The organism is Ekhidna sp. ABH4_415 (assembly GCF_056161305.1).
The window spans coordinates 417,738-430,217 of sequence record NZ_JBSWYW010000004.1 but is presented as its reverse complement, the minus strand read 5'-3'; the positions used below and the strand labels follow the sequence as shown (position 1 = coordinate 430,217).

Annotated in this window: 7 protein-coding genes and 1 pseudogene; 3 read left to right on the top strand and 5 right to left on the bottom strand. The window is 43.5% G+C overall.

The annotated features are described in order from the left end of the window. Positions 1–126: 126 nt before the first annotated feature. Both ACXAH9_RS09220 and ACXAH9_RS09215 read left to right on the top strand, forming a co-directional pair. Positions 127–585, top strand: a pseudogene (locus ACXAH9_RS09220) (REP-associated tyrosine transposase); the annotation flags it as partial. A gap of 96 nt (positions 586–681) precedes the next feature. After that, the gene (locus tag ACXAH9_RS09215) at positions 682–1,884 is read left to right on the top strand and encodes a hypothetical protein (RefSeq protein WP_474894570.1); all 1,203 of its coding nucleotides are present in this window, start codon (positions 682–684) and stop codon (positions 1,882–1,884) included. A 369-nt stretch (positions 1,885–2,253) separates the two neighbouring features. Here the strand turns inward: ACXAH9_RS09215 and ACXAH9_RS09210 are convergent, their stop codons facing one another. The 5 genes from ACXAH9_RS09210 to typA form a co-directional block, all read right to left on the bottom strand. After that, positions 2,254–3,702 (bottom strand): TolC family protein, encoded by a 1,449-nt coding sequence (locus ACXAH9_RS09210; RefSeq protein WP_474894569.1) that lies wholly within the window; start codon positions 3,700–3,702, stop codon positions 2,254–2,256. Further along, complete coding sequence (locus ACXAH9_RS09205; protein ID WP_474894568.1) at positions 3,695–5,065, bottom strand: ABC transporter permease; 1,371 nt, start codon at positions 5,063–5,065, stop codon at positions 3,695–3,697. The genes ACXAH9_RS09210 and ACXAH9_RS09205 overlap by 8 nt, the downstream gene beginning before the upstream one ends. Positions 5,066–5,068: 3 nt before the next feature. Beyond that, positions 5,069–6,415 (bottom strand): efflux RND transporter periplasmic adaptor subunit, encoded by a 1,347-nt coding sequence (locus tag ACXAH9_RS09200; RefSeq protein ID WP_474894567.1) that lies wholly within the window; start codon positions 6,413–6,415, stop codon positions 5,069–5,071. A 32-nt stretch (positions 6,416–6,447) separates the two neighbouring features. Beyond that, entirely contained in the window at positions 6,448–8,292 is a 1,845-nt protein-coding gene (locus ACXAH9_RS09195) for a M61 family metallopeptidase (protein ID WP_474894566.1), read from the bottom strand. Positions 8,293–8,474: 182 nt separating this feature from the next. Continuing rightward, complete coding sequence (gene typA / locus ACXAH9_RS09190) at positions 8,475–10,292, bottom strand: translational GTPase TypA (protein ID WP_474894565.1); 1,818 nt, start codon at positions 10,290–10,292, stop codon at positions 8,475–8,477. Between the two features lie 97 nt (positions 10,293–10,389). Between typA and metG the strand changes: the two genes are divergently transcribed. Then, a complete protein-coding gene (gene metG / locus ACXAH9_RS09185) occupies positions 10,390–12,444 on the top strand; it encodes a methionine--tRNA ligase (protein ID WP_474894564.1) in 2,055 nt (684 codons plus the stop codon). Positions 12,445–12,480 lie beyond the last annotated feature (36 nt).

The window sequence follows — 12,480 nt, the reverse complement described above, 5'->3', positions numbered from 1 at the left end:
AATCCAGAAGACTATCGATACAGTAGCGCAATTGATTATTCTGGGGGTAAGGGATTGATTGAAATTAAGTTCATAGAATAAGCACGGAAGTAACTTCCGCGCTAGTAAGAGTTTACCCGTCCGGTATACAAGGAAATACTAATTAAAAACCTCAAATATTGTCAGGAGCATAAAGGATTAGAAATCTATGGTTGGTGTTTAATGTCCAATCATATGCATATAATAGTAGGTAAGGAAGGTCAAGAAAAGATTCAGGATATCATTCGTGACTTTAAGAAATTTACCGCTGTTAAAATGATAAAGGCCATTAAAGAGAACCCTCAGGAAAGCCGAAAGGAATGGCTTTTGTGGATGTTTAGGAAGTTAGCAGAAAAGAGCAATAAGCACCAGAAATATTGTTTTTGGCAAAATGAATATCATCCAATTGAGCTTTCTGATGCTAAGATGATGCAGCAAAAATTAGACTATATACATAATAACCCTTTAGATGAACAAATTGTAAATAATCCAGAAGACTATCGATACAGTAGCGCAATTGATTATTCTGGGGGTAAGGGATTGATTGAAATTAAGTTCATAGAATAAGCGTTGGTGTTGTCACCTACTACAGAAATCAAAAGAAGATTCTCAGCCATTTCTATGATTAATTGGCTCATTTTCCGAGCTTTACGCGTGCGTTATTTGTTACTGTTTTCAATCCTTTTTATCAGCCTGCATGTCACTGCCCAGGTCAAGGTAGATGGCAAAGCCACCGGACGTCATGCCATCGCAATAAACCAGGCAAAAGGAGCGAAGCAAACAGCCAAGCAGCGTCGCGAGCAGGCACGCAAGTTGCAGCAGCAAGTCAAGGCGAGAGCACTTTACAAACAGAAATACGACAGTATCGAAAACGTGCGGATGAAAATTCGGAGAGTTGATTCGCTACAGTCGGACTCAGCGAGTTACCATGATAAATCCCTTGATTCACTTGCGGTTTTCACCCAGGAAGATTCCCTTCAGGTTGCAGAGCAAATTCTGAATGAAACCAATTTCCCACCAGAGTATCGGGAGCTAATTCTGAATCCAATTGAGCTGAAAGAAGAACTGAGTGCTGTAGAAGCAGACAGTATAGCATTGGCCAAAGCAACAGCCATCCTGGATGAGGAAGCGCGAAAGTTTATGCCAGATGAAATGGGAAATGCGGAAGATCCGCTAACTCAGTTGAGTGATCCGACAGAGGGGACGAACCCAATACAGAAATCATATAAACCTAATCCTAATCTGGTGAAGCCAGATAAAGCCAGGGAATTGTTTAAGAAAGTAGATCCTGAGCAGTTTCAGGATGCTCAGTCCGATATTCAGAAAATGAAAAAGAAGTATAGTGAGCTCCCGGACACCCGTTATCCGGAGGAAGGAACCAAACGTAATTCATTAGAGGATATCCCATTCAAGCAGCGCCTGTATTTTGGCGGGAATATAAGCCTACAGAGTACCGATCCGTTGATACTTAGCACCAATCTTCAATTGGGTTACTGGATCAATAAGAAATGGCTGGCAGGAATTGGGCTGACTTTGCGCGAGCAGTTTACCTCTGAGGACAGCACATTGCTAACCACGGGTGACGGTCATGGCTACAGTCTCTTTACCCGCTATGATATTCCTAAAGGATTTTTTGCCTGGGCTGAGTCGGAGTGGCAGATTGATAAATCGCTTTTCGGTAGTGAGCAGATGGAGTCTAAAGGATGGCAAAGGGCGCATCTGATTGGGCTTGGCCGGGAGTTTAAAATAGGAATAGTCCAGATGATGTCCATGATCATGTATGATTTCAACTATCAAAACAATGATCTGAACCCACGTCCATGGGTATTTAGGCTTGGGGTGAGGTTTAGTAAGAAGCCGGGTTGATATGAATAAGTTGTCCCGGTCTTAAACAGGTTTTTCTAGTATTTGATCCTTAAAAAACCACCCTGTTTTATTGCGTCTCAAAACCATGCGTGGTTGCAGCTTGAAGGACGTGTGGTTCAGCTCGGAAGGACGTGTGGTTGAGGGCCGCATCACGTGTGGTTGCTGGAAGAGGAATCTCAGAGTCCTCTGCGAGTGACTCTGAGGGGCGTTTACCTTTCTAAGTGCGTGTCATCCTGAGCTTGTCGAAGGATCTTGGTTGGTGTGTTGGCTTTTTTGAAGTAGAATCCACGTTCCCCCTTGAGCGGTCCGACGATTCGGGGAGGGGGTGAAGTGACTACCTAATTCTCCATTATAGAAAAGCAGTGACAATCAATCATCCATCGTATACAGCAACTCGTTATTCGAAAAATCATACAACGTCAACCTTCTTAGGTCGTAATAGGCGAGCCAGTAGGAGCGAAGCGCATTGATGTAGCTTCGTCGTGCATTGTCTTTTTCTGTTAGGGCGATATTAAGATTCGTAATATCGATCTTGCCAATCAGGTACCGATTCTGGGCTACCTCATACCTTTTCTGAGCCACCTCATCTGATTTCTTTGAGATTTCAATTTGCTGCTGTAGCACGTCTAATTGTCTCACCTGGGTGATGATCTCCTGCTCAAAGTTTTGCTCCTCCTGCGCGATGACGTAATCTGTCAGCTGCTTGTTGGCCAAAGCAGTTTTCATTCGCGCTTCATTTCGTCCCCAGTTTACAATTGGGATGTTTAGTGTAAGATTTGCAAACTGCTGAGTTTGACCATCCTGGTACGATTGATCAAAAGACTGGCCGGCACTATTCAACCCAAACGAGGCATTCAAATTCATTTGAAAACGCTGACCCTTAGCTTCAGCCACCTGTGCATCCGCCTCAATTCTTCTTCGTTCAAAAGCGATGAAATCAGACCGATTATCCTTCGCGTATTGCAGGGCCAAATCCTCATTTACTGGGAAGATGGGAATATTTTCTGGCAGGGACAGGTTGAAATTTTCACCTTCATTTAGGCCAATGAACGTTCTAAGAGCTAATCGTGACGTCTGAAGATCGAGCTCGGCATTGGCCAAATCTTGCTTTGATCTTAGCAACTGGAGTTCTACTTGAAGCAACTTATCCTCTGAAGTGGTGCCGATGTTATATCGTCCTTTTTCAATGTTGTAGATCGTATCATTGTTGGAAAGGTTGAATTCTGCAATTTGATAATTCACCTGTGCATCCAGATAGTCGAAGAATCGCTGCACTGCCGTTCGGGATACGAACTCCATTTCCTCTACATAGCTTCGTTTTGATTCTTCGTAGCGGATAGGCTCGGTTTTCTTGTCCCATTTCAGGTCATTATATGCAAAAATGGGCTGGTTGATGGTGAGGTCTACGATTGTACTTCTCCATCTGGTATCGTCGATCACCAAATCCTGAAACTGACTTGCCCGGGTATTTACCGAGACACTTCCTCCTGTTGGCGCGATTGGTTGAAATAATCCAAGTGCCAGCGATGAGTTGGTTTGTTCTACCGGACGAAACTGCGTTGATCCATCTTCCTGAATGACGGGGATGAACTGATTGCTATAGGAGGGTAGATTTCCGCTCAATGCTAACTGAGGATTGTAATTAGACTTAAAAAAACGGTACTGCCAGAACCTGTTTTCTTTTCGGGTCTCTGCCTGCTTGGCAAGCGGTGATTGCCCTTTGGCCAAGTCAATGATGTTGTCAAGTGAATAAACAATCTGTGAACTTGCTGTTATTGAAAAACCAACAAAGCAAAGCGTGATGAGTATTTTATTCATATCTAAGTGAAGTAATAGGGTCTTGCATGGCAGCTTTTCGCGCCGGCGCTATTCCGAAGATTAGCCCGATAGCAGTAGCCACACCAAAAGAGATTAGGATAGATCCAATTGAAATGACAGTAGGGATATCTGCAAACCTGCTGACCGCAGAGGCCATAATAACCCCCAGGAGGATGCCGATAAATCCACCACTGATACTAATCATCATGGATTCAAACATGAACTGGTTGATGATGTCTGTTTTCTTCGCTCCAATGGAGAGACGCAGGCCAATTTCCTTGATCCGTTCCAGTACGGATGCCAACATGATGTTCATTATGCCTATACCTCCCACAATGAGCGAGATACCGGCGATGGCTCCAAGCACATAGCTGAAGATGTCATTGGTGCGCTGCTGCTGCTTAAGCAAAAGCTCGGGGATTTCAATTTCATAGTCTACCACCTGGTTGTGTTTTCGCTCCAGCATTCTCACGATCACATCAGCCGTGGGATTGAGCTTTTCCGTCTCTGCAACCTGAACAACCAGCCGGTCCAATTGATGGTAGTTTGTTGGGATAGTGGGTGCTTCGTCATCACTGCCTCCATTCCCACCAAAGAATACCATTCCAGATGAGCCTCGGTTGGCACCCTGGATCATTTCCTGCGTCAGCATGGCTCTATTTTTATAGCGTACAAGCACGGTTTGCAATGGAGTATAAACATCCATGTTGTAGTCCCTGATTCCAAGCTTATTGATGCTACTTTCGCTGATATAGCGTTCATCCAGTACTCCGATCACTTTTAGCCAGTTTGGTCCACATTTCAGCATTTTCCCAATCGGATTTTCGGAAGGAAAGAACTTGGCTTTGATGGACTTGCCAATGATACAAACAGCTTCACCCTTTTCCAGCTGAATGCTGTTGAACATTTTACCCTCTGCCAGTTCAAAATTGAAAATATCAAAATAGGAGGGCTCCACACCAACCAGCTTGGCTGATCGCCTGATCCCATTTTTAATGATATAGGTCTCCAGCAAGATCTCGGGGCTAACTTTCTGTACTCCAGGGATTGTTTTTACGATAGATTCCTTGTCGTTCAGCGTAAGGCCCGGTGAGAATTTTTTCTTCTCTTTGTTTTCGGAATCCTCTTCTGAAAGATCTTCCTCTGTTTGCTCAATGATGGGTTCAATAATGATATTATTGACCCCTACAAGTTTGATCTGCTCCAGGATTTCTTGCTGGGCCCCATTACCGATAGCCAGCATTGCGATAACGGCAGCAACCCCAAAGATGATACCGAGTGCAGTGAGTATCGAGCGAACACGGTTAGCAAGAACCGCTTCAATGGCAATTCCTAAATTGGCTAATATCCTCTCCTTATCCATGACCTAACGTTTTCCTGGCCATTGCCGTCTTCCCTGTGGATTTTCGGGTTTAAGAGGCTCAGGTTCTTCTATTTGCTTTTGCATCCGTTTACCATCCATTTCAGGAATCAGGTTCACCTCATCTTTTTCCATGCCATTGATGCTGGAAAGATATACTTTGTCATCTGGAGCCAGGCCTGCAAGAATGCTTACATACTCAGTGTTGGCATCTCCCAGCATTACTTCCTGTTTCACGATACGACCGCCTTCTTTCTTGAAAACATAGGTAATTGAATCAAATTGGGAGTGAAGACTTTCCAGAGGAACAAAAAGGGCACTGTCTAATGCTTTGGTTATGATTCTGTTGCTGGTAGTCATGCCTGGCTTTAAGACTGGGTCAGTACCAAATACTTCAATCTCTACTTCAAAAACTTTGGCATCTGAATTAGGTCTTTGCTCCCCAACATTTGCCACTCGGGTTACGCGTCCTTTTAGATTCTTGTCTGGAAATGCGTCGAATCCAATCTCCACGGATTGACCCCTTTTAACTTTGCGTATATCCACTTCATTCACGTATGTTTTTGTGATCATCTTTGATAGATCCGGGAGCGTGGCTACTGTCGGATCCCAGGCACTGATTTGTGAGCCAGCTTTGACAGGCTTCCCATCCCAGCTTCGCTTGTAGATAAGCATGCCATCCTGTGGAGCAAGGATGGTGAAGTCTTTCTGGAGCGCCATCAACCCCTCTAGTTCGTTTTTGTCGCCTTTCAGCTCGGCATCCGCTTCCTGCATCTTGGCCACATTTTGCTGACGCTTAATCTCATAGTTTTCTTTGGCTTGCTGAAGCGCTCTTTTGGCTTTCTCTAATTCTATCTCAGCTTTCTGGATAGTTGCAGGAGGCTCAAACTGTGACTGATCAAGAGTCAATTGCTTTTCTCTAACCGCATACTCTAAATTGATAAGCTCGTCTCTTGCCTGGCGCATAGTGAGAGCAGTATCTAATCTGGTTTGCGTGTATTTAGACATGGAAGCATCCACCTCAAGTTGTGCATCTTTTATTTTTCCTGTTAGTTCAGATGGGTCAAGCCTGGCTACATATTGGCCTTTTTTTACCTCAGTACCTTCATCAATGATGTCTTGAACCGTAAGATTCCATATGCGATAATTTCTGATTCCCTGAGGACCTTTAATAGGTACTGAGTTTTTTGCCTCCAGTGTCCCGGATGTCATGATGTCTACTATAAATTCACCTTGATCAACATCAACTATGACTTCAGCCTCAGCGTCAGATGATCTTCCGGAAAAGAATAGTATGAGGATAGTTAAAAATGCTATTCCTCCAATTAAAACGATTTTAGTGTTTCTCTTCATGTCTTAATAGATGCCTCTAATTCAGTTAAAAGTTACTGGATACCAAGCCAAACGGATTTGACTTTCTGTTGTTCAGGAGAAGGATTTTCTATAACCTCCAGCTGATGTCTTTGTGAGGCCTTTACTTTTCGTGCTTTTGCTTTCAGTTTCACTTCTTTGGTTTTTCCTTTCACCTCTCTTCTTACCAATACGGTGATCTTATCACCCGTCTCTGTATTGCTGTAGAATGATTGAATGATATTCTGGAAAGATTCAATCGTAACTTCAGTACCATTCCATTCCAGCAAAATGTCACCTTCTTTAAAACCCAGGTCTTGCCCAAATTCATTCATCTGGTCTGTATCTGCAATGTAAATATCTTGATCTTCATTTACACCAGGTGCAAATTTTCCTGCAGTGATAACCATCTCGTTGCTTTCCGGAGAATATCTGATTCCAGCCCATCCTAGTATTTCAGTGTAAGGCAATTTTTCAGACCCACCAACATATCTCCTTAGGAATTCACCCACCTCCGGTGTGGTAATTTTTTCAATTTCACCAAAAAGATCCTCGTCTTTGAAAGCCTTCATCGGCCCGTACTGTTTTGAAAGTTCCCTTAGTACCGACTGAAGATCTTTCTGTCCGTTGGTAGACTTAATAATCGTAATGTCAAGACACCAGGCAATCAATGCGCCTCCTGCATATACATCTCCATATCTTCTTTCATTCTCAGGTTCCAGGATGTTTTCGCTGAATTCTGTATACGGGATATCCACATTGTATCGATCCTGCTGATTCAGTTTGCTCCTCATCTCTGCTAGAAAATCTTGCAGATCATAAAGGTCATATTTTACCTGAACGTGCTGAGAAGCGTATTCTGTCACCCCTTCATACAGCCACAGGTGCTGGCTCATTTCAGGTTCGATGTAGTTGAAGTTATGGATCTCCTCTGAGTGAATATTCAGAGGTGTAACAATATGAAAAAACTCATGAGCCGCTACATCTTTAACCGTTTGACTGATTCTATCAGGATCCATTTCAGGAAGCGTATAGAGGGAGGAATATGAATGCTCCAATGCTCCATATGAACCAGAAATAGTTGGGCTGTCAAACAAGTAGATCAGATATGCATATCGATCTACGGGCAGCTCTCCTCCAAGGTATTTTGCCTGGGCTTCCATCAACTCATCGATGTTGTCCATCACATCCGCTGCAGTAAGTACTTTATTAGGTGAATAGACGGATACCAATACATCAGCTCCTGCAATCTCTTTGGTCACAATATCTGGTTTGCTGTACATGATAGGCGCATCTGCAAGGAAATTGTAATTTGCCGCTATGTAAGTATCAGACGTATCAGTCTCAGCTTGTTTTTTCAGAGAAGTAGCCCCTTTGATTTCCTGATCATGGATGATTGTCAGTTCAAAAGGTTTGAATTTGTAATTTTCTACATATCCGACGAAACCAAACGTATTCATCACAAAGACGTCATTTTCTACTTCAATACTCATACCACCCGGCTCGAACAGTTTGTTGCTCCCGTACCCAGTGAAGTCATCGAAGGAATCATCAACCCAGTATGTGATCTTACTTAATTTCGTTGCGTCTTTGATCGTCCATTTATTCGTTGAGATGTTTTCAACCTCCAAAAAGTTTCCATTTGTATCAAAAGCTTTGAAATCACTGATGAACCGACCAAAATCTGAAATGCTGTAGGTACCGGGAACAATCTTCGGCATGTGGTATTCTGCCGTTTCTTCTTTAATTGCAGGGACAGTCAATTCAACCGGAAGCCGGTCATTCTTAGCCTTGGTAAGATCGATTTTTACTTTATAGCTTTCCTGTGAAAAAACAAAAAAGCTGAGGATGATTAAGAGGATGGATAATAATTTTCTCATGTAGGGTGTTGTTCAAATACCGTGCAATTCTACTATTTAAAACGCCTTTTGTTTGTTAATCAGGGTTAAATTATATGAGTGGTAACGTTTAAAGTTTTGTGGTTTCGTTAGATACGCTTCATATAGAAACAAAAAAGCCTACGTTTAAGTAGGCTTTCGATGTGTTGTTGAAATTCGTCCTGTTATGCCATAGCAGATTCAGCATTTGCCATTCGCTTGCGCTGATTTTCATCCAGGTAGATTTTACGCATACGGATGGACTTAGGCGTCACCTCCACATACTCATCTTTCTGGATGTATTCCAGTGCTTCTTCCAGGCTAAATTTTTTCGCAGGAGCAATCTTTGCATTGTTGTCTGAGCCAGAAGCTCGCATGTTCGTTAGCTTCTTGCCCTTTTGGATATTTATTACCAGGTCGTTATCCCGACTGTGCTCACCTATAACCTGCCCTGCATAAACGTCAACTCCAGGATCCACAAAGAATACCCCTCGATCTTGCAGTTTATCAATGGTGTAAGGCGTTCCGGGCCCATTTTCCATTGAAATCAATGATCCATTGATTCTTCCGGGAATAGTGCCCTTGTAAGGTTGATACTCCTTCAATCGGTGAGTCATCACTGCTTCACCAGCCGTAGCAGTAAGCATATTGTTTCTTAAACCGATCAGGCCTCTGGAAGGAATCTCAAACTCAAGGTGCTGAATGTTACCCTTAGGCTCCATCACTTTCAACTCACCCTTTCGCTGCGTTACCATCTCTATAGCTTTTCCAGATACTTCATCAGGAAGGTCGATTACTAAATGTTCAATTGGCTCCAGTTTCTCACCATTTTCTCCCTCTTTGAAAAGAACCTGCGGCTGACCCACCTGAAGTTCATAGCCCTCACGTCGCATGGTTTCGATTAGTACAGACAAGTGGAGAACGCCTCTTCCATATACAAGAAACTTATCTTCAGAATCAGTTTCTTCTACACGTAGTGCCAGATTTTTCTCCAACTCCTTCATCAATCGATCTCTCAGGTGACGAGACGTCACAAACTTTCCTTCTTTACCGAAGAAAGGAGAATCGTTGATGGCAAACATCATACTCATCGTGGGCTCATCGATAGCGATACGTGGCATCACATATGGATTTTCAAAATCGGTAATGGTATCTCCGATTTCAAAATCTTCAATACCTGTAATTGCGCAGATATCTCCGGCTCGTACTTCAGTCACTTTTCTTTTACCAAGTCCTTCAAATACGTGAAGTTCTTTGATCTTTACCTTTTTCAGCGAACCATCTCGCTTGCTGATGCCAAGCTGAGCACCTTCTTTCAGTGTGCCTTGCCATACTCTTCCAATTGCAATTCTCCCAGTGAAAGAAGAGAAGTCTAATGAGGTGATCTGCATTGCAGGAACGCCTTCGTTGAAAGGAGCAGGAGGGATGACCTCAACAATTTTGTCCAGTAAAGGCAAAATATTGTCAGTTGGTTTTTGCCAGTCCTCTCCAAACCATCCCTGCTTACTGGATCCGTAAAGTGTATGAAAATCAAGCTGTTCTTCAGTCGCATCTAAAGAGAACATCAGGTCAAATACCTGCTCATGTACTTCATCCGGACGACAGTTTTCTTTATCTACTTTGTTTACAACTACAATTGGTGTAAGACCAAGACCAAGTGCTTTGCCAAGTACGAATCGAGTCTGTGGCATAGGACCTTCAAAGGCATCCACCAATAGGATTACACCGTCAGCCATTTTCAATACACGCTCTACTTCACCACCAAAGTCGGCGTGACCCGGGGTGTCGATGATGTTTATTTTCACTCCTTTGTATTCGGCGGATACGTTTTTAGAAAGGATGGTAATCCCTCTTTCTCTTTCCAGGTCATTGTTATCAAGGATCAACTCTCCTTTTTCCTGGTTCTCTCTAAACTCCTGCGTTGCGTAAATGATTTTGTCAACGAGTGTGGTTTTGCCATGATCAACGTGTGCGATGATGGCGATATTTCTGATTTCTTGCATGCAAATATGAATTCGAGCGCAAAATTAGACAGAATGATTGGTGATTGCACTATAAGAGGTAAACACAAAACTTATATTTGCGGTCTCTTATCGAAATATGGCTAAAGAATATAAAAGACATACAATCACAGCAGCACTTCCGTACGCCAATGGCCCGGTTCATATTGGGCATCTGGCTGGCGTTTATGTGCCTGCAGATATTTACGTGAGATACCTCAGAAGCAAAGGAGAAGATGTGGCCTTTGTGTGTGGCTCGGATGAGCATGGGGTGGCAATAGAATTGCGAGCACGGAAGGAAGGAAAATCGCCGCAGGAAGTTGTAGACTTCTATCACAACCAAATCAAGGACTCGTTCGAAAAGTTTGGAATCAGCTTTGATATCTATCATCGAACTTCTTCAGAGCTGCATCATGAAACAGCCTCTGAATTTTTCAAGAAGATGGAGGCAGAAGAGAAGTTTACCGTGGAGACTTCTGAGCAGTTTTTCGATGAGAAAGAACAACAATTCCTTGCGGATAGATACATAAAAGGAACCTGTCCTAACTGCGGTTATGAAGAGGCTTATGGCGATCAATGTGAGAAATGTGGTTCTACGCTTAGTCCAACAGAGCTAAAGAATCCTAAATCCATGCTGAGTGGGGAGTCTCCGGTGATGAAGGAGACCAAGCACTGGTACCTGCCACTGGACAAATATGAACCGTGGCTCAAGGAGTGGTTACTTGAAGGCCATAAAGAATGGAAGTCGAATGTATATGGCCAGTGTAAAAGCTGGATCGATAATGGATTGCGCCCACGACCAATGACTCGGGACCTGAAGTGGGGGATTCCTGTGCCGGTAGACGGAGGTGAAGGGAAGGTACTGTACGTGTGGTTTGATGCACCCATTGGATACATTTCAGCGACCAAGCAGTGGGCAAAGGATCAAGGGAAGAACTGGGAAGATTACTGGAAATCAGAAGAAACGCGACTACTACATTTCATTGGAAAGGACAACATCGTTTTTCACTGCATCATCTTCCCTACACTTTTGAAAGCAGAGGGTAGTTATGTGTTACCAGACAATGTACCCGCAAATGAGTTCCTAAATCTGGAGAGCAACAAGATTTCCACTTCCCGCAACTGGGCAGTTTGGCTGCATGAGTACCTGGAAGAGTTTCCTGAGAAGCAGGATGTTTTACGCTATACCCTGACGGCCAATGCCCCGGAGACGAAGGATAACGATTTCACATGGAAGGATTTTCAGGCGAGGAATAATAGTGAGCTGGTTGCCATCTTTGGCAATTTTGTGAACCGGGCAGTGGTACTCACACACAAGTATTTTGATGGAAAAGTGCCGGCAAGAGGCGAGCTGATGCCAATTGACGAAGATGTGATCAATGCTGTGAGTGAAGCACCTGCCAAGATTCAGTCAGCCCTTGACCAGTTCAAGTTTCGTGAGGCTTTGAGTCAGATGATGGAGCTAGCCCGAATAGGCAATAAATACCTGGCTGATACTGAGCCATGGAAGCTGATCAAAGAAGATAAGAGTAGGGTAGAGACTATCCTTAATATTGCCCTTCAGATCAGTGCCAATCTTGCGATCGTATGTGAACCGTTCCTGCCGTTTACGGCTCAGAAACTGACTGGGATTCTGAATACAAAGAAAAGAGGTTGGACTGAGGCTGGAGGCGTAGACTTCTTATCGGATGGACATCAGCTGAATGAAGCCACATTGCTATTTGAAAAGATTGAAGACAAAGCTGTTGAAGCGCAAGTGAACAAATTATTGGAAACAAAGAAGATGAACGAACAAGAAAATACTACTCCTGATTTACCCAAATTGAAAGATGAGATCATATTCGATGACTTCCTGAAAATGGACTTGCGAGTAGGAGAGATCAAAACTGCTGAGAAAGTGGAGAAGTCCAATAAACTACTAAAATTTACAGTGGATATGGGCTTGGAAACGCGTACCATACTTAGTGGGGTTGCTAAGCACTTCACACCTGATGAGATGATAGGCAAGAAAGTGACCGTCATGGCAAATCTGGCACCTCGTAAGATCATGGGAGTGGAATCTCAGGGGATGCTGCTATTTGCTGAAAATCCGGATGGCAAGCTGGTAGCCGTGAGCCCGGGCAAGGACGCTGAGAACGGAGCGAGCATTTCATAAGAACGAAAACTGAACAATTGAAGGAGCATGGGAGAT

Excerpts from the sequence above, each read along its gene's own strand:
- ACXAH9_RS09210 (WP_474894569.1), bottom strand. The coding sequence starts at position 3,702 with ATGAATAAAATACTCATCACGCTTTGCTTTGTTGGTTTTTCAATAACA.
- ACXAH9_RS09205 (WP_474894568.1), bottom strand. The coding sequence starts at position 5,065 with ATGGATAAGGAGAGGATATTAGCCAATTTAGGAATTGCCATTGAAGCG.
- ACXAH9_RS09200 (WP_474894567.1), bottom strand. The coding sequence starts at position 6,415 with ATGAAGAGAAACACTAAAATCGTTTTAATTGGAGGAATAGCATTTTTA.
- ACXAH9_RS09195 (WP_474894566.1), bottom strand. The coding sequence starts at position 8,292 with ATGAGAAAATTATTATCCATCCTCTTAATCATCCTCAGCTTTTTTGTT.
- typA (WP_474894565.1), bottom strand. The coding sequence starts at position 10,292 with ATGCAAGAAATCAGAAATATCGCCATCATCGCACACGTTGATCATGGC.
- metG (WP_474894564.1), top strand. The coding sequence starts at position 10,390 with ATGGCTAAAGAATATAAAAGACATACAATCACAGCAGCACTTCCGTAC.